This is a genomic window from Thioalkalivibrio sp. ALD1, from assembly GCF_000381245.1.
Classification (GTDB): Bacteria; Pseudomonadota; Gammaproteobacteria; order Ectothiorhodospirales; family Ectothiorhodospiraceae; genus Thioalkalivibrio.
This window is the reverse complement of sequence record NZ_KB906244.1, coordinates 25,743-43,475: the sequence shown is the minus strand read 5'-3', so window position 1 is coordinate 43,475 and position 17,733 is coordinate 25,743. Positions and strand designations below refer to the sequence as shown.

General features: G+C 64.6%; 19 protein-coding genes. 6 read left to right on the top strand and 13 right to left on the bottom strand.

The genetic code is table 11. The features are described 5' to 3' along the window. The first annotated feature begins 67 nt into the window (after positions 1-67). Positions 68-526: a DUF6231 family protein gene (locus F623_RS0108950; protein WP_018861725.1), complete on the top strand. Its 459-nt coding sequence runs from the start codon at positions 68-70 to the stop codon at positions 524-526. 19 nt (positions 527-545) lie between these two features. Here the strand turns inward: F623_RS0108950 and F623_RS0108945 are convergent, their stop codons facing one another. The 3 genes from F623_RS0108945 to F623_RS0108935 form a co-directional block, all read right to left on the bottom strand. Further along, a complete protein-coding gene (locus F623_RS0108945; RefSeq protein WP_018868526.1) occupies positions 546-1,865 on the bottom strand; it encodes an MFS transporter in 1,320 nt (439 codons plus the stop codon). Positions 1,866-1,888: 23 nt separating this feature from the next. After that, on the bottom strand, positions 1,889-2,623 hold the full coding sequence (locus F623_RS0108940; protein WP_026279380.1) for an MBL fold metallo-hydrolase: 735 nt from the start codon (positions 2,621-2,623) through the stop codon (positions 1,889-1,891). 333 nt (positions 2,624-2,956) lie between these two features. Then, a complete protein-coding gene (locus tag F623_RS0108935) occupies positions 2,957-3,625 on the bottom strand; it encodes a metalloregulator ArsR/SmtB family transcription factor (protein ID WP_018861722.1) in 669 nt (222 codons plus the stop codon). A gap of 197 nt (positions 3,626-3,822) precedes the next feature. Between F623_RS0108935 and F623_RS0108930 the strand changes: the two genes are divergently transcribed. Beyond that, on the top strand, positions 3,823-4,275 hold the full coding sequence (locus F623_RS0108930) for a hypothetical protein (RefSeq protein ID WP_018861721.1): 453 nt from the start codon (positions 3,823-3,825) through the stop codon (positions 4,273-4,275). Between the two features lie 108 nt (positions 4,276-4,383). Here the strand turns inward: F623_RS0108930 and mnhG are convergent, their stop codons facing one another. From mnhG to F623_RS0108885, 9 genes are all read right to left on the bottom strand, one after another. Continuing rightward, entirely contained in the window at positions 4,384-4,779 is a 396-nt protein-coding gene (gene mnhG, locus F623_RS0108925) for a monovalent cation/H(+) antiporter subunit G (protein WP_018861720.1), read from the bottom strand. Then, on the bottom strand, positions 4,772-5,047 hold the full coding sequence (locus tag F623_RS0108920) for a cation:proton antiporter (protein WP_018861719.1): 276 nt from the start codon (positions 5,045-5,047) through the stop codon (positions 4,772-4,774). Before F623_RS0108920 ends, mnhG begins: the two co-directional genes overlap by 8 nt. Positions 5,048-5,058: 11 nt before the next feature. Continuing rightward, entirely contained in the window at positions 5,059-5,532 is a 474-nt protein-coding gene (locus F623_RS0108915) for a Na+/H+ antiporter subunit E (RefSeq protein ID WP_018861718.1), read from the bottom strand. Then, entirely contained in the window at positions 5,529-7,034 is a 1,506-nt protein-coding gene (locus tag F623_RS0108910; protein ID WP_018861717.1) for a Na+/H+ antiporter subunit D, read from the bottom strand. Before F623_RS0108910 ends, F623_RS0108915 begins: the two co-directional genes overlap by 4 nt. Next, entirely contained in the window at positions 7,031-7,378 is a 348-nt protein-coding gene (locus tag F623_RS0108905) for a Na+/H+ antiporter subunit C (RefSeq protein ID WP_018861716.1), read from the bottom strand. The genes F623_RS0108910 and F623_RS0108905 overlap by 4 nt, the downstream gene beginning before the upstream one ends. Continuing rightward, positions 7,378-7,803 (bottom strand): Na+/H+ antiporter subunit B, encoded by a 426-nt coding sequence (locus F623_RS0108900; RefSeq protein ID WP_018861715.1) that lies wholly within the window; start codon positions 7,801-7,803, stop codon positions 7,378-7,380. The genes F623_RS0108905 and F623_RS0108900 overlap by 1 nt, the downstream gene beginning before the upstream one ends. Next, positions 7,800-10,106 (bottom strand): putative monovalent cation/H+ antiporter subunit A, encoded by a 2,307-nt coding sequence (locus tag F623_RS0108895; RefSeq protein ID WP_019572172.1) that lies wholly within the window; start codon positions 10,104-10,106, stop codon positions 7,800-7,802. Before F623_RS0108895 ends, F623_RS0108900 begins: the two co-directional genes overlap by 4 nt. Before the next feature lie 217 nt (positions 10,107-10,323). Further along, the gene (locus tag F623_RS0108890) at positions 10,324-11,013 is read right to left on the bottom strand and encodes a TIGR04211 family SH3 domain-containing protein (protein ID WP_018861713.1); all 690 of its coding nucleotides are present in this window, start codon (positions 11,011-11,013) and stop codon (positions 10,324-10,326) included. Between the two features lie 130 nt (positions 11,014-11,143). Further along, complete coding sequence (locus F623_RS0108885) at positions 11,144-12,532, bottom strand: hypothetical protein (RefSeq protein ID WP_018868529.1); 1,389 nt, start codon at positions 12,530-12,532, stop codon at positions 11,144-11,146. Positions 12,533-12,919: 387 nt separating this feature from the next. On the opposite strand from F623_RS0108885, the gene F623_RS0108880 reads away from it, so the two are divergent. Beyond that, positions 12,920-13,234 (top strand): hypothetical protein, encoded by a 315-nt coding sequence (locus F623_RS0108880; protein WP_018868530.1) that lies wholly within the window; start codon positions 12,920-12,922, stop codon positions 13,232-13,234. A gap of 106 nt (positions 13,235-13,340) precedes the next feature. Then, positions 13,341-13,853 (top strand): 3-hydroxyacyl-[acyl-carrier-protein] dehydratase FabA, encoded by a 513-nt coding sequence (gene fabA / locus F623_RS0108875; RefSeq protein ID WP_018861710.1) that lies wholly within the window; start codon positions 13,341-13,343, stop codon positions 13,851-13,853. A gap of 30 nt (positions 13,854-13,883) precedes the next feature. On the opposite strand, the gene F623_RS0108870 is transcribed toward fabA, so the two are convergent. Further along, complete coding sequence (locus tag F623_RS0108870) at positions 13,884-14,366, bottom strand: DUF1249 domain-containing protein (RefSeq protein ID WP_018861709.1); 483 nt, start codon at positions 14,364-14,366, stop codon at positions 13,884-13,886. 250 nt (positions 14,367-14,616) lie between these two features. Here F623_RS0108870 and F623_RS0108865 point away from each other — a divergent pair, with 250 nt between their 5' ends. Together F623_RS0108865 and F623_RS0108860 are read left to right on the top strand one after the other, a co-directional pair. Beyond that, positions 14,617-16,254: an alpha-D-glucose phosphate-specific phosphoglucomutase gene (locus tag F623_RS0108865; protein ID WP_018861708.1), complete on the top strand. Its 1,638-nt coding sequence runs from the start codon at positions 14,617-14,619 to the stop codon at positions 16,252-16,254. A gap of 21 nt (positions 16,255-16,275) precedes the next feature. Further along, complete coding sequence (locus tag F623_RS0108860; protein WP_018868531.1) at positions 16,276-17,667, top strand: sodium-dependent transporter; 1,392 nt, start codon at positions 16,276-16,278, stop codon at positions 17,665-17,667. Positions 17,668-17,733 lie beyond the last annotated feature (66 nt).

Below are 17,733 nucleotides of genomic sequence, written 5' to 3'. Positions count from 1 at the left end.
GGAGTGATTTAGAGTATAACGAACGCGCCGTCGGCACAGGCGACGGGAATCACCAAGGAGGCCTGCGTTGATCGACATTGATGCCCTGCGCCGACATCTGCCGCGCCGCCTGCGCGAAGGTCGGGCCCTTCTGCTCGCGGCCGGGGCCAAGCCACCGGACAGCCCACCGGGGCTGGAACAGATCACCGTGGAGGTCTTTCTCGAACACCCACCCGAATCCCGCGTGCCAATGGTCCTGCTACTGGACACCCTCAGCGAGCTGGATATCCCGACCGGCCAGCACCTGCTCGGCGGGCTGCGGGATCGCTGGGCCGACGAGGTCCTGATCCTGCATCGGCTGGACGACGAACGCTGGGGGCTGAACGACTTTCTGGCACTGGGCTTTCGCCGCGACCTGGACGCCGAATCGGCCGCACCGGATCATGCGGTCTACCGCACCAGCCTGTACGACTACAAGCTGACGCCGGACTGGCTGAATGCCCGCTTCTGGGCCAATCCCGAGATGTGGGACAAGGCGCGCTGGTAGGCGCGCCGCACGTACGGACCTAATCCTTCTCGGGATTCAGCCGCGGGTGGGTCTCCTCCCCCCACAGCAGCACCAGCGCGCCGGACAGGAACATGGCGATGGCCACGAACCAGAAGCCCCACGTGACCGAGCCCCCGATGTGGGCCACAATCCCCAGACCCAGCGCACCAACGCCGTAGCCGAGATCGCGCCAGAAGCGGTAAGTACCGATCGCCGAGCCGCGCCAGTTCGGATGGGCAATATCGGCGACCGCCGCGCTCAGGTTGGGATACAGAAGCGCCATCCCAAGGCCGGTCACGGCCGCCGCGAACGACCACCAGATGACCCCCTCGCCAAGCAGCGTAAGGGCCACGCCCGCGCCGCAGATCCACATGCCCCAGACGATGGGCTGCATCCGTCCCACATGGTCGGAGAGCTTGCCGGTGGCGAATTGCGAGCCACCCCAGACAAAGCCGTAGATCCCGACGACCCAGCCAATCGCGGCCAGGCTCAGTCCCTGCTGATACAGGAATACCGGATAGAACACCCAGACCAGGGCATCGACGAACTTCTCCACCAGGCCCGCCTGGCTGAACGCGGCCATGCGCCGGTCACGCCAGGACATCAGCGTGAACACCTCCCAGGTGGTCGGTTTATCGGCGATGGATTTGGGATAGCGCGGTTGTGGCCCGGTGGATTGCCCGGCGGCATGCCGTACCCCCTCGGCCCTGGCCCAGTCCAGGGTCTCGCGCACCCACAGTGCGGTCATCAGGATCGCGATCGCGATCACGACTACGCCGAATACGAACACCCCCATGCGCGGCCCGAGGGCTGCGGCCATATAGCCGGTCACGATCCCGGCCACGGCCACCCCGACATAGCCGGAGAACTCGTTCATGCCCATGGTGAAGCCGCGTTCGTCGCCCCGGGTGATGTCCATCTTCGCGGTCTGGGTCATCGACCAGGCGAGCCCCTGGTTCACGCCCAGCAGGATGGTGGCGGCCACGATCCAGCTCCAGGACGGGGCGTACAGGATCATGAACGGGATCGGGATGGCTGCCATCCAGCCGAGCATCAGCACGGTCTTGCGCCCCATGCGCTCGGACAGGCGTCCGGCCACGAAATTGAGCACGCCCTTGACCACGCCGAATGCGACGACGAACGCGGTCAACAGCATGAACGAACCCTCGGCCACGCCGAACTCGTCCTCGGCCAGCGCCGGGATTACGGTGCGCATCATCCCGATCGTCAGGCCGACAAAGAAGACCTGGATCAGCTGCTGCCCGAACTGCCCGAGGTTCTCGCGGATCCCGTGGGTCAGGTGTTCATAGGCCTGCGCGGCCCTGGATGGATCGCTCATCAGAGTTCCTTGTCTTGCGCTACTCAGGCCGCGATATTGGCCGCTACATAGGCATCCATGCCCGCCGGTCGCGGGCGGATGTCACTCGTCAGGAAGTCGACGAACGCATCGCGATCGCTGAATGCGAGCCCCGGGTTAAAGCGTTTCTCGAAACCCAGGGTGGAGGACGGCTTGCCCGACAGACCCGCGCCGCAGGCGCTTCCGGCATAGTGGCCCGGATAGATCTCGAGCTCATCCGGCAGCCCCAGCAGCCGCTGATGCAGGCTGTCGTAGAGCCGCCCGGCCATCTCGCGCTCCTGCCCGGCCAAGTCGGGGCGCCCGACGCTCCCGATAAACAGCGTGTCACCCGTCAGCACGAACCAGGGCTGGCCGCCGCGACGCTTGTCGGTCACCAGCAGGCACACGCTGTCCTCCGTATGCCCCGGCGTGTGGACAACCTCTACTTCGACGTTACCGGCCTCGATCCGGTCGCCGTCGCGCAGGGGATGAAAATCGAACTCGACCACCTCGCGATCCGATTCATGCAGGCAGTACTTCGCGCCGGCACGCTCTGCCAGATCACGTCCACCGGAATAGTGATCGGCGTGCACATGGGTATCGATCACGTGCGTGATCTCGACGCCGATCTGGCGCGCCTGCTCCAGGAACCACTCTTGATCACCCTCGACGACGTCCACTGCGATTGCCTTGCCGAGCGACCCGCACCCAAAGAGATAGGACAATGACGATTCTGTAGTCGGCAACTGACGGAAAAACATGACATACCTCCTGGATCATCCATGATGACAACAAGGATCCGGCGAGAAAGGGAATACGGTTGCTTCCATTCCGGGGAAGCCCCTCCGCAACCGAACGGACCCCGGCGGGCACGGTTTTAGTCTAATATTCGTTAGAATATAAACTATTCCGCAGCCGAGGGGATGTCAAATATGTTCTGACCAATGCAGATGGGGTCCAGCGCAGGAAACGGACGAACGCCCGACTGCACGCGGGGCAGGCGTCGCCGTTAGGGGCGCTGACGCGGAGAAAGCGAACCGGCATCGCCACCACAAGGCGGCTTCAGCGCCCGGAAGGGTCTAGGGAAACATTAACTAGTGTTTCCCTTGTTCCAGGGGGAGCCCCTGATGGCGCCATTCGGCCACGCCTTCATCAAGACGGACCGCGCGGAAACCATGCTCGCCCAGAATCGCAACCGCGTCGCGCGCCATCAGGCAATACGGCCCCCGGCAGTACGCGACCACCGGGACATCCGGCGCCAGTTCGTCCAGACGTTGTTTCAACTCGCGCAGCGGGATGGAGCGGGCATGTGGCAGATGCGCGGTGGCGTACTCGGTGTCCGGGCGAACGTCCAGCACGATGATCTCGCCCTTGCGTGCCTGCTCCAGCAACTCCCGACCGCTCAGCGGGACCATATCGCCGGCGCTGGCCGCCATATCGCGCACGGCGCCCTGCAACTCCAGCAACCGGCTCTCGGCCAGCTCCCGCAAAACGACCCAGAAGTCCGCGACACGCGGGTCTGCCAGGCGATAGAAAATGCGTCGCCCTTCGCGCCGGGATTCGACAAGATGGGCCTGCCGAAGCTCTTTCAGGTGGGCGCTGGCCAGCTTGACGCTGATCTGTGCATCCGCCGCGAGGTGATCAACGCTCTTCTCGCCCTGAACCAGGATCTCGATCAGTTCCAGTCGTTTCGGACTGGACGCCGCCTTGCCGATTCGTGCGACCTGGTCATAGAGCAAATCCTTCAGTTCGCGATCGGACATGAACGCATTCCAGATGGGGAAGTCGGCAAGGTAGACCGCACCGCCCCGAGGTGCAAGGCCCAAGCGGGAACGCGGTCATGTTGTGCCCTGCCCATTCTTGAGTAAATTACTCGGGAACTATTTATTAGAAGTTGGTAACTAACTAACCGACAAGCCGTGCCCGCAGCTGGGCACCCGTTCCCGAAAGGAGGACAACCATGAGCCAACTGATCCACAACTTCCCGGCCGACGGCGTCGTCACCATCAACCGGGTGATCCTGAAGCCGGAGTACAGCATCGATGACCTGCAGGAGCGTGTCGCCATGCTGTGCGAAAACGTGAAGACCTATCACTCGGATACCGGCTTCGTTGGCGGCTTCGTCGCGCTGAACTCCGGAGCCGTATCCAACGAAGGCTCCACCATCGGCCAAGCCGTGGAGAGCCCGATGAAGGACAAGGAGGCGCTGATCATCACCTTCTGGCGCAGCTTCGAGGAGCACGAGGCCTCGCACCAAAGCGAGACCTTCCAGCCGCTTTTCCAGGAGGTCCTGGAGCTGTGCGAAAACGGTAACGAAGAGATCGCCTACGAGATGCTCTGGTCGGGTGCGGCGTATTCCCCGGAAGAGGCCAAGGCCGCCCGCGAGGCGAAGGAAACCCATCAGGCGGCCTGAGCCCGTGCTGATGACAGAGTGACCTCCAGTCGTACTTCTTTCCTGCGACTGTGCCCATTGCCGGGACCTTGTGTCCCGGCTTTTTTATGGATCACGCCGTAGCGAGCCCTACCGACGGGGTTCGTCGTCCGGCGAGGACTCGTTCATCTCCGGCGGCGAGGCGAGCGTGTGCGTCTTTTCGTCGTAGCGCCCCTTCAGCTCGTCGGAACGCGTACGCTCCCACAGCGGAACACCGACGAAATACCCAGCGCGGCCGATGGCATGCGCGGCCACCGGGGCGGTCAGCAGCAGAAAGCCGATTACGGCCACCGCACGGGCGGTCACCCCCCCCTCTCCAAAGTAGATGGCCACACCGACCATCATCAGACCGGCACCAAGCACTCCGGCCTTGGTCGTGGCATGCAGCCGCATGGGGAGATCCGGCATGCGCACCAGCCCGAGTGCCGCGACCACCATGAACGCAGCGCCGGAGACCAGGAAAAAGCCCGTAATCAACTCAATCATCTTCGCGGTGCCCCCCTTTCTCCAGATAGCGGGCAAAGCCGATCGCGGCGAGGAATGCGGTCAGCGCCAGGACCATGGCCACGTCGATGAACGGGGTCCGGCCACTGGATATCACGTACACGGCGATAAAGCCGATGGTCAGCGACGCGATCAGCTCCAGCGCCACCACCCGGTCGGGCAGCGTCGGCCCCAGATAGAGACGCCAGAACCCCAGCACCAGCGAGATACTGAGCAGGACATTGGCGACGATGATGGCGATTTCGAACATCTGTGCCCCCGCTAACGCAGGACCTCCAGGGCCCGGTGTTCCAGATACTTGATCGAGCGGATCACCGCGTCGCGGTCTTCCAGGTACATCACATGGATGTAGAGCACCTTCCGGTCTGTGGATACGTCAAGACTCAGCGTACCCGGCGTCAGCGAGATCAGGTTCGCGACGATGGTGATCTCGCCATCGGTCTGTGCATCCAGCGGGAAGGCGATCACGCCCGGCACCATGTGGTGCGTGGGCGTGATGACATCGTAGGCGACCTTCAGGTTCGACAGGAACAACTCCCACAGGAAGAACCCAATGAAGGCAAAGAATCGGGGCACCCGGCGGGCGTAGCTCGCAAACGCCGGCATGTCGCGCAGTGCGAATGCCAGCAGGACATAGCCGAGGAAGAAACCGATCAGTAGGTTGCCCCCGGTGAAGTTGCCGGTCAGGAACACCCAGATCAGGGCCAGCGCGATATTCCAGGTCAGCGCGATCATTGCCGTGCCTCCCCGAGGACCGCCTCGATGTACTGCGACGGATCCAGCAACTGTTCCGCCGACATCGCCGCCATCTGATAGATCGGCTCGCCGTACAGGCCGATGGCCACGGTCATCAGCGCGAGCATGATCACCGGCACCCACATCCAGATCATCGGGCCGGAGCTGACATCACGGAGCTCGTCTTCGACCCCTTCCGGCTGCGCCTTCCAGAACACCTCGGCCCAGATCTTGATCATCGAATAGAGCGTCAGCAGACCAACCACCAGTGCCACGGCCACGACCCAGTAGGCTTCGGCCTCGATGCCCGCGCGGATGATGATGAACTTGGCGAAAAACCCGGACAGCGGTGGCAGACCCGCCAGCGACAGCGCCGGAATCAGGAACAGCACCCCCAGCATCGGGTTCGTGCGGTAGATGCCCCCCATGTGCTTGAGCTCATGGGTGCCCTTCATCACGAAGGTAATCCCGCTGATCAGGAACAGATTCGCCTTCACGATGATGTGGTGCATGATGTAGAACACGCCACCCACCAGCGCCAGCGGCGTAAACAACGCCAGTCCCATGATCATGTAGCCGATCTGGCTGATGATGTGAAACGACAGGATGCGCCGGAACTCGTAGTGGGCGGCCGCCCCGAGCACGCCGGTCAGCATCGTGGCCGCAGCGACCCACAGCAGGATCTCGTGGGTGTAATCCACATCCTGGTTAAAGATCAGCGTGAACACACGGAACAGCGCATACACCCCGACCTTGGTCAGCAGGCCCGCGAACAGCGCGGAGACCGCGACCTTCGGCGTGTGATAGGACGCCGGCAGCCAGAAGAAGAACGGGAAGGCCGCCGCCTTCACCCCGAACGCGACCAGATACAGCATCGCGATCACGGTGATCAGCCCGGTATCCTCCACCGTGGAGAGCTTGTCGCCGATGTCCGCCATGTTCAGCGTACCGGTCAGACCGTAGGTCAGGCCGATCGCAGTCAGGAAAATCATCGACGACAGCAGGTTCAGGGTGACGTACTTGATCGCCCCTTCCATCTGCGCGCGCTCACCACCCAGGATCAGCAACGCGAAGGACGCGACCAGCATCACCTCGAACCAGACGTAGAGGTTGAAGATGTCGCCGGTCAGGAACGCGCCGTTCACCCCCGCCAGCAGCAGGTGCAGCAGGGGATAGTAGCCGAACTTCTCCGACATCTTGCCGATGCCGGACAGGGAGTAGACCGCCGTCGCAAACCCGATGATGCCGCTCAGCACCACCATGATCGCGGCCAGCATGTCGGACACCAGCACAATCCCGAACGGTGCCGGCCAGGAACCCATCTCCATCACGATGTGGCCGTGTTCCCAGGTCTCCAGCAGCAGCCAGACGGTGGCTGCCAGCATCGCACCTGTGCCGAGCACACCCAGCGCGCGCTGGGCGAAATGCGAGCGCCAGAACATCACCGACAGCGCGCCGGCGAGCAGCGGGATGATGACCGGAAGGGCAACGGACATATTCATCGATCCGTGTCCTTCATCTGGTCCATGTCATCGGCCTTCACGACCTCGTAGGCGCGATGGATCAACACCACGGCGAAGGCCAGCACGCCGAAGCCGATCACGATCGCGGTCAGCACCACCGCCTGTGCCAGCGGATCGGCGGACAACCCCTCGGGCATCGTGGCGCCCGGCGGGATCAGCGGCGGGGCGCCCGGCAGCATTCCGGCCATCGTGAAGATCAGCAGGTTGGCGGCGTTCGACAACAGTACGAGGCCGATCACCAGCTTGACGATCGAACGCCGCAGCATCATGTAGATCGCAGCGGCATACATGCCGCCGATCACGAAGGACATGACGACTTCCATCAGTCTTCCGCCTCCGCCAGATTGAGCATGATCGTCAGCACCGACCCGATCACGACGAGATAGACGCCGATATCGAAGACCAGCACGGTGGAGAGCTTGATCTCGCCGAAGACCGGGGCCGTGAATTCCCACCACTGGGCGGTGAAGAACGCCTGTCCGAGGAAGGCTGCGGGCAACGCGCTGACGACCGCCAGCACCATACCGGCCCCCAGCAGGTCCCGCGGGTCCACGCGCAGCACCTTGCGCGCGGAACGGATATCCATCGAAAACAGGTACAGCACGATCGCCGCGGCCGCGACCAGACCACCGATAAAGCCGCCACCCGGCTCGTCGTGCCCGCGTAGCAGCAGGAACACGGAGAACAGCAGCAGAAGCGGCAGCAGGAAGTGCCCGGCCGTACGCAGGATCAACGAATGCATATTCATCGGCGGTCCTCCGCACGGAAGCGGATCATCGCGTACACCCCGATCGCCGCCAGAGCCAGCACGAAGATCTCGCCCAGCGTATCCAGGGCCCGGAAGTCCACGAGCACCACATTCACGATGTTGCGGCCGTACCCAGAGGGTTCCGACTCCTCAATGAAGTACTGCGCGATGGAATCGAACAGGCGCGCATCGAGTGTGCTCAACATCAGCAGCGTGATCATGCCACCGGTAATCAGCGCGATCCCGGCATCGCGCAGCCGCAGCGCGCTGGACGACAGGCTCAGGAACCCCGGCAGGCGGAACAGCACCAGCACCAGCACCAACAGGATCACCGTCAGGGTCTCCACCAGCACCTGGGTAATCCCCACGTCGGCCGCGCTGTACAGGACGTAGACCAGCGCCACCGTAAAGCCCAGCGACCCCAGTGCCGCCACCGCGCCCAGACGCGAGCGCGTCGTGACCGCAAACAGCATCGAGGCTGCAAGGACCGCGATGATCGCCATTTCGTGGATCCGCAGACGCTCGAAGTGCACCGTGCCAACACTCACGTCAAACAGCTGTGCAGTCACCCCGACCAGGCCCGCGGTCATCACGACGATCACGATCACGTAGTAGCGCAGATAGCCGTTCTGCAGCACGCGGGTCTGCCATTCGGAGAACCAGACCAGGCCATCCATCATCTTGAAGTAGCCCTTCTCGGGGCCGTACTCGGCCGCTTGGTCCACCCAGGCCAGGGCCCGGCGCGCCTGCTCCCAGCGCCAGTAGAGCAGACCACCCGCGATCAGACTGAACGCGGAGATCGCCAGCGGCCAGTTGATGCCGTGCCACAGCGCCAGGTAGCCATCCACCGGCGCGCCCTGCACGCTCGCCGCCGCGGCGTTGACCAGCCCTTCGTCCGCCAGCCCCGGCCCGAGACCGAAGATCAGGCCCAGGCTCGCCAGCACGACCGGGCCGGCCAGCATCGCCGGTGGCGCCTCGTGGTGCGGGGTCTTGGGTGTTTCCACCCGAGCCCCGAACCACGGCCGAATACCGACGATCGCGGCCACCGCCACGCCGAGGATTGCAGTCAGCACCGCCAGCAGCGTCAGGATGCCCACCAGACCCGGCGCCTCGAGCACCGACTCCAGCATCAGCTCCTTGGCTACGAAGCCGAACAGCGGGATCACCCCACCCAGCGAGAGCGCGGCGAGGATCGCAAAGGCCGCGGTAACGGGTAATGCGGTGCGCAGCCCGCCCGTCTGCAGGAAGTCCTTGGCCCCGGCCTCGTGGTCGAGGATGCCGGCGACCATGAACAGGGCTCCCTTGTACAACGAATGCGCCAACAGGAAGGCCATCGCGGCCATCAGCGCGGTCTCGGTGCCGATACCGATCAGCATGGTCAGTGTGCCCAGTGCCATCACGGTGGAATAGGCCAGAACCTGCTTCACCCCAGTACTGCGGAAGGCCAGAAAGACGCCGGTGAACATCGTGATCGCACCGAACAGTGCCAGCGTGGTGAACCAGATCTCGGTGCCGCCCAGCGACGGGTTCAGGCGCGCCAGCAGGTAGACCCCGGCTTTCACCATGGTGGCCGAGTGCAGGTACGCGGAGACCGGCGTCGGCGCGGCCATCGCGCGCGGCAGCCAGAAGTGGAACGGGACCTGTGCCGACTTGGTAAAGGCCCCGATCAGTATCAGGATCAGTAATGGCAGGTACAGCGAGTGCTCGCGGACGACATCGCCATTGGCCAGGATCTCGGAGAGTTCGTACGAGCCGCCGGCCATCGCCAGCATGACAATCCCTGCAAGCAGAGCCAGGCCACCACCAACGGTCACAATCAGGCCCTGCAATGCGTACTTGCGGGCGTCCGCGTTCTCGTGGTTATAGCCGATCAGCAGATAGGACGTGATGCTGGTCAGCTCCCAGAACACGAACATCGCGATCAGGTTGTCCGCCAAGACCAGCCCCAGCATGGAGCCCATGAAGGCGAGGATGATTACGTAGAACCGCCCGAGGTCTCGGTGGCCCTCGAGATAGCGCCCGGCATAGGTGACGATGAAGAACCCGATGCCCGAGATCAGCAGCGCGAACAGCAGTGACAGGCCATCCACCAGGAACGACAGGTGGATATCCAGGCCCGGCAGCCAGGGCCAGCTGAGTACGATGGACTCCCCGCTCGAAACCGCGGGCAGGAAACTCAGGAAATAGACGAACAGCGCCGCCGGGAGGAGCCCCAGCACCCAGCCGCTGGCGCGACCGGTGACGCGATGGACCGCGGGCGCAATCGCGGCCACCAGAAATGTTGACAGAATTGCGTAGAGCATCCGGCCAGCTGAGTCCTTTTGCGTCGGGCGTTATCCGCGTGACACCGACCGATCTGCCGGGAATCACGCTACTGGAGTTGCGTCCGTCACCAAGGACCACCGGCGACGGCTTCAAAACAGCTGCGAAAGCCTAATGGCTCAACCGCCGCCACGCAAGAAACGCGAATCGGGACACGTTTCAGCGCCTGCTCGCGGCAGAGTTGGGGTGACCGCGGGATCAGTACCAGTCGCTTCGGCGGCGGCGCAGCGGGATGCGCGTCAGGATGATGCCGAGAATCAGGCTGCCGACGGTCACGGCCGCACCGGTCATGAACCAGCGCCGCTGGCTGTCGGCCTGCATCACCTCGACCTGGCGACGGTACTCGTCCGCGGAATCACGGGCCTCGACCAGTTCGCCCTCCAGTCGACGATTCTCTCGCTGGATCTCCTGCGGCCGCGCCGCCACCTCGCGCAACTCCTCCAGCTCCGATTCCATATCCGCAACCTGCACCTCGAGTCCGTCACGCTCGGACTCGAGTTCGTTGCGGATATCCAGGAGCTCGGCGATGCGTCCCTCCTGGTCGTCCGCGCCCGAGCGGATCTCGGCCAGCTCGGCCTCGACCTCTTCCAGACGCTCACGGGAATGCGGCTCGTCCTGCAGATAGCGCGTCAGGATCCACGCCTCGGTACCGCTGGGCAGGCGAATACGGGTATGGCCATCGCCGCTCTCCTCGAGCACCGTGACCTCCTGCCCCGAACGCACAGAACTGATAATTCGGCTGTTCGGTCCGGTGCCATTGCGCACCCCGACTTCCAGTTCGTCGCTGACGAAACGCGTGGTCTCGGCCATCACCGCCGTCGCGGTCAAGCCACCCAGAATCAGAATCCCGGATACCATCAGCCCGCGCATCACCCGCTGCATCTGCATGCCCATTTCCTGCCTCTCACCTGGTTGCCCGATCCGGCCATTGAGTGAGCGTCGCCATCATGGCCGGGGGGCGCATTCTACAGTGGCATTCGCGGCTCGCGGGAACGCACCGCCTGCGGGGTGATCCGGATCACATTCCGGCCTCCGTATCCCGGGCCGGCATCGACCGCCCCGTGAGCCGTTCGCGCACCGTGCGTGCCGGAAAGGTCACCAGTTCGAACAGCGCAGGCAACAGGCGCCGCAACTGCAGCGCGACCACGGCAAGCAGGTGCAGCACCCCGGTCAGCAGCGCGAGCAAGATGCCCAGCACGCCCCCGATCAGTACCCGTATCGCCTGCAAAAGGGATACCAGCCACAACGGCGTCAGCGCCACCACCAGCGGCACCACCAACCCGATGGCCGCACCGACCATCTGTTCGGTCCAGTACAACGTGGGTGGAGGCGCCACTTCCCCGGCCATCAGGGTCTCCAACAGCTCGTTGCGGTAGCGGACCCACTCCAGGTGATAACCGGCCAGGCCCGACAGCACCACCACGGCGGCGAGCACCATCAATGCCGTGACCACCAGCCCCATGCGGGCCCAGTTGTCGCGTTCCATCACCGCCTGCGGCAACAGCCGGATTGCCCCGCGACTCTCGGCCAGCAACCACCCGCTCACCAGCGCGATCCCCAGCAGCAGCGCGATAATTCGATCCGACAGCGTCCCGGGCCCACCGTCGTCCGCCCCCGGGAACTGCCCGGCGAACGGCGGCCCGAAAAGCTGGTGGTACACAGTGACCGCCAGAACTGTCAGCACCAGTCCCACCACCCCCAGGAGCCCCTGGCTCAGTGCCTGGACATACGACGGCAGTTGATGCCGAACCGAGGGTTCGGTCTGCTCGCAACGTGTCAAGGCGCGGTCCAGACGGTCGCCCTGGCGGAGCAAGTCACCCAAACGCCGTTGCAGGCCCTCCAGGCGATCGACTAGTTGATCCACCGGAGTCTCGAGCCGCCGCCGGGCGGCCAGCATGCCCTGCGACAATTGTCGGTGTTCTTCCATGCCCAGTCGCGCGATACGCAGGATCGTCTCCTGGATATCCTGGGCCAGCCGCTGGCTCTGGGGCGTATCGCTGACGGGCGTGCTCGCCAGAGCCTCGAGACGGCTCACCCAGGCGGGTTCATCGAGCAGACGGGTCTCGTCCCGCTCGTAGGCCTCGCGAAGGGCACGCAAGGTATCGGTCGCCTCCTGGCGAAGCTGCGGCATCTGCGCCAGGTCATGCCCCACCAGATGGCCATAACGACGCTCCAGGGCCTCCACTGCCCCGTGAATGCGATCAGCCTCCAGACGCGCCAGATAGCGGCGATGCCAGCCCGTTACGGCGTCCCGCAGATGAACGAGGTGTCGCCGCAGGGCACACATCACGCGCACCAGTCCGCCGGTAACCGCGAACAGTACAGCGCGTACCGGATTCCGCGCCCAGTCCAGCAGCACGATGGCGACGATGATCGCCAGAGTCACAATCAGGATCGTGATAGCCACGCCACCCCCTCATCGGTTCTGTCTGTGCCCCGGATGTACCGAGCCCCACCCCTGCACGGTTGGCAACGACCATTCACCCGTCGCCGATCCTCTCCCCGCCGGATTATGGCCGATCCCGCCGTTCGACGCGCGAGGACCGTGGGGAAACGCTGATGAATGAACACGCTCGCGCTGGTACCCAGGTTTTCCAAGCCAAGGCGCGTCGTGCAACGGGCGCGGGAAGAGCATTGCGGCTCCCTTGTGCAGAATCCCTGCATGGCGGTCACCGCGCCTTGTTCGCACACGAAAGCCGCCCAAACGCGGGTGTGCACATCAAGCAGCGCTTCCCTGCCACTCAAGTTTGCGGTGGGCACGCCGATAGCAGGGTAAATCCCCGGAGAACTTCAGATGCTGCAGACCGACCTACTTCCCGTCGCCGCTCCCGAACGCATGGGACAACCCGGCTGGCTGGACGCCGGTTTCACTGCTGGCTGGTTGCCCGCCTTTCGCCATCGCGGTACCGGCGAGGTGCATGCCAGCCATCTGGAAGACGGCCGCCTGGCCTGTACTCATATTCTCGACACCCTGCCCGCGGGCTGGATCGCCGATCGGGACGCCGAAGGCCGCCCCGGCGCGCTGGTGGCCGACATCCAGGCGGGCTACCTGCGCGGGTCGCGCTTCTACACGCTGGCCGAGCTGTTGCGCTACCCCAGCGATGCCTGACGTCCGCGGCTGAGCGGCCGCGAACGCGCCACGTCGGTGACCGGCGGAATTGCTTTTGCGCGCGGGTTTCGGTCCAATACCGGGCTTTTCCCCGAGCGGCGCCCCCATGCAGAAGAATCAGTACGATCGCGACGAACTCCTGGCCTGCGGCTACGGCAACATGTTTGGCCCGGGCAACGCCCAGTTGCCGGTCCCCAACATGCTGATGATGGATCGCATCCTGGAGATCAACAGCGACGGCGGCGAGCATGGCAAGGGCCAGATGATCGCCGAGCTGGATATCGACCCGGACCTGTGGTTCTTCGCCTGCCACTTCCCCGGCGATCCCGTGATGCCCGGCTGCCTGGGACTCGACGCGATGTGGCAGCTGGTCGGCTTTTACCTCGCCTGGCTGGGCAACCCCGGCCGCGGCCGCGCACTCGGTGTGGGCGAGGTGAAGTTCACCGGTCAGGTCCTGCCCACCGCGAAGAAAGTCACCTATCGCATCGACATGAAGCGGGTGATCTCGCGCAAGCTGGTGCTCGGTATTGGCGACGGCATCGTCGAGGTCGACGGCCGGCCGATCTACGAGGCACATGACCTGCGCGTGGGCCTGTTCACCTCCACCGAGAATTTCTGACCTGAACGGCGAGCCTGCTCCGGCAGGAAGCTAGTCCGTCGCCAGCGGAGCAGCCGTGGCGTCGGGGTGAAAGCGGTGGCCCTGGCGCAGGCAGTAGCGCAGCCACTTGAACAGAAACCGGTTGTGCCGCCAGCGGCAGCCCAACCCCGGGTGCCCCGCGATCGTGTCGATCACCAGGTCCTCGCCACTGCGCCGGCAGTGACGCCCCAGCACTTCGGCCTGCCGCGCATCGTGGAACAGGCGCACCCGGGCATCCGGTTGCAGGCGCGGTTCGTCACGCCCGGCAAACGCATAGGTCAGTCGCAGCGTGGTCGTATACCGCGTGCGTTCTAGTACCTCCATGTGCAGATCCAGCGCCCCCTCGACTCGCGAGACCGAGCGTACCGGCTGGCGGTGCAGCTCCGGGCACAGGCGCCGCACGGACAGGTAGTTCTCCTCGTACATCTCCATCAGCGCCGCGAAGGTCACAGGGCGCGGCTCGAGATGGGCAGGGGTGCGGGTATCCAGCAACATGCCGCGCAGTCTAACAGCCCCCGAACAAACACTGGCCAATGAATCCGCACGAAAGAGTGCCCGGTTTCCCACGATCCACCTTCCGCTTTGTCAGTGGCCAACGCCATCCAGCCCGAGTTGGCCGGCGGCCAGCGGCTGCCGAAAACCATACCCAAACCGCCCGTCCGGCACGGGACACCCCTGGCCCTTTTTGGTACCGTCAAGTCAGATGGGAACCACCGGCGTGCAACCAACAAGGACTCACGACTTCATGGATATCAGTGTCGTCACGACCCGGCCGTTTACCGATCAAAGGCCCGGCACCTCGGGCCTGCGCAAGCGGGTACGGCAGTTTCGACAACCGCACTACCTGGAGAATTTTGTCCAGAGCATTTTCGAGGCGCACCCCAGCCTGTGCGAAGGAGAACTGATCCTGGGCGGGGATGGCCGCTTCCATAATCGCGAGGCGATCCAGACCATCCTGCGCATGGCTGCGGCCAACGGCGTCAAGAAGGTCGCGGTCGGCCACGCCGGACTGCTGTCGACCCCGGCCGCCAGCCACCTGATCCGCTCGCGCGGTGCCACAGGCGCCATCATCCTCTCGGCCTCCCATAACGCCGGAGGGCCGGAGGGAGACTTCGGCGTCAAGCTGAACACGGCCAATGGCGGGCCCGCGCCGCCCGGCGTCACCGATGCCATCTACGAGCACAGCAAGTCGCTCACCCATTACCGCATCGCCAGCGGCACGCCACATGTCGACATCGACCACCTGCACAGCACCCATCTCGGGGAGATGTCGGTCGAGATCATCGACCCCGTGGGCGCCTATGCCGACCACATGGCGACGCTGTTCGACCTCGAGCGCATCGGCGAACTCCTGCGCTCGGACTTCTTTCGTATGCGCTTCGACGCGATGCATGCGGTCACGGGGCCCTACGCCGAGGAGATCCTGATCAACCGTCTGGGCGCCCCCGCCGAAACCCTGCTGCGCGCGGAGCCGCTGGCCGATTTTGGGGGACGCCACCCGGACCCGAACCTGGCCCACACCCGCGAGTTGTGCGAGGCCCTGTACGGGCGTAACCCGCCGGACTTTGGCGCGGCCTCCGATGGCGATGGCGACCGCAACCTGATCCTGGGCCCGCATTTCTTCGTCACGCCCTCCGACAGCCTGGCCATCATGGCGGCCAACGCCCACCTGATACCCGCGTTCTCCGACGGCCTGAAGGGTGTGGCGCGCAGCATGCCGACCAGCCAGGCCGTGGACGTGGTCGCCAAAGCGCTCGGCATCCCCTGCTTCGAGACCCCCACCGGCTGGAAATTCTTCGGCAACCTGCTGGACGACGGCCGCATCCGCCTGTGCGGGGAGGAGAGCTTTGGCACCAGCTCCGACCATGTACGCGAGAAGGATGGCCTGTGGGCCGTGCTGTTCTGGCTGAATCTGCTGGCCGCCCGCCGCCAGTCGGTGGAAGAGATCGTGCGCGACCACTGGCGCGACTACGGTCGCCACTACTACACCCGGCATGACTACGAAGCGCTGGATACGGCCCGTGCCGAACAGGTGATGGCGCGTATCGGTGAACAGCTCTCGAGCCTCCCGGGACAGTCGCTCGCCGGCATGCGTGTCGCGGAGACGGACGACTTTGCCTACCGCGACCCGGTGGATGGTGGCGTGACCGAGCATCAGGGACTGCGGGTCCTGTTCGAGGGCGGCGCCCGCATCGTGTTCCGCCTCTCCGGGACTGGCACCGAAGGGGCCACCCTGCGCATCTACATCGAGCAGTACGAGACCCACCCGGAGCACCTGGACCGCGAGCCGCAGGAGCTGCTGCGCCCGCTGATCGAGGCCGCCGTGCGCCTGGGTGATCTCCCGGGCCTGGCCGGGCGCGACAAACCCGATGTAATTACCTGACCCGCGCCCGGTCCACCGCTGATGGACATCGTCGCCACCCGGCAGCGCTGGACGCATGGCTATGCGTTCGTGCTGGCCGCCACCGCCTCGGCGGTCGGGCTCGGCAACATCTGGAAGTTTCCCTACATCCTCGGCCAGAACGGCGGCGGCGCCTTTCTGGCCGTGTACCTGCTGACGATCGCGCTGATCGGCATCCCGATCATGATGGCCGAGGTCATGATCGGGCGGCGGGGTCGCCGCTCCCCTGGATACGCGGCGCTCGCGGTCGCCCGCGAGGCGCGAGTGCGCGACGCCTGGCAGATGGTCGGCTGGGTCGGGATCATCGCCCTGTTCGTGATTATGACGTTCTACGTAGTGGTCGCCGGCTGGGTCTTCTCCTATGTCCCACGCGCCGCCGGCGGCGCCTTCACGGGCATCGATGCAACCGAGGTCATCGCGGTCTTCGAGAGCGTCCAGACATCACTTTCGGGCATGTTGCTGTGGACCACCTTCGGCATCGCGGCGACCTTCGCGATTGTGGCCCTGGGGCTGCGCAACGGGCTGGAGCGTGGTGTAGCGCTGGTCATGCCGCTGCTGTTTGTCCTGCTGCTGGCCGCCATGGTCGGCGGTCTCTGGGTCGGGGACGTCCAATTGGCCCTGGACTTCATGTTCCGTCCGGACTTCTCCGCCCTCGACCGTCACAGTCTGCTGATCGCGGTCGGGCATGCATTCTTCACCATGACGCTCGCCGCCAGCGTACTGATGATGTTCGGTGCCTACCTGCCCCGGCAAACCTCCATCGCCGGCACCGCCGTCGGGGTCGCGATTGCGGACACCGTGATTGCGCTGATCGCCGGTGTGGCGATCTTCCCGATCGTCTTCGCCTATGGCCTGGATCCGGCCACCGGGCCGGGCTTGATGTTCGAGGCACTGCCGCTGGCGCTGTCCGCGATCCCGGCGGGCGTCATGCTCACGACGCTGTTCTTCGCAACGCTAAGCCTCGCGGCCTTCAGCACCATGATCGCGAACGTCCAGGTATTCGTGCATCTATTGCACGACCACTTCGGTATCTCCAACCTGCAGGCCGCCCTGGGCAGCGCGCTGGCCATCTGGGGCTTCAGTCTGATCACCATATTCTCGTTTACGGGGGCCGGCTGGGCCCAGATCGACCTGGTCGTGCTGGGGCGCGAACTGCCAACGCTGTACCACCTGCTGGAACACACGGCCATCAACATCCTGCTGCCGGTCAGCGGCCTGCTGATCGCGGTGTTTGCCGGCTGGATCCTCCCGGTGGCGATCACTCGCGACGAAATGGGACGGCCCACAGCGGCCTTCCATATCTGGCGTCTGATCCTGCGCTATGTTGCGCCCATCGCCCTGCTGACCCTGTTCTGGCAACTGTCCACGTTCAGCAGCCACTTGCCTTTGACCTAGGGAGACGCTGATTTAATCGCACGTCCGCGTTGGTGCCCCCTGTTTTCCGAGACAAGGCGCGTCGTG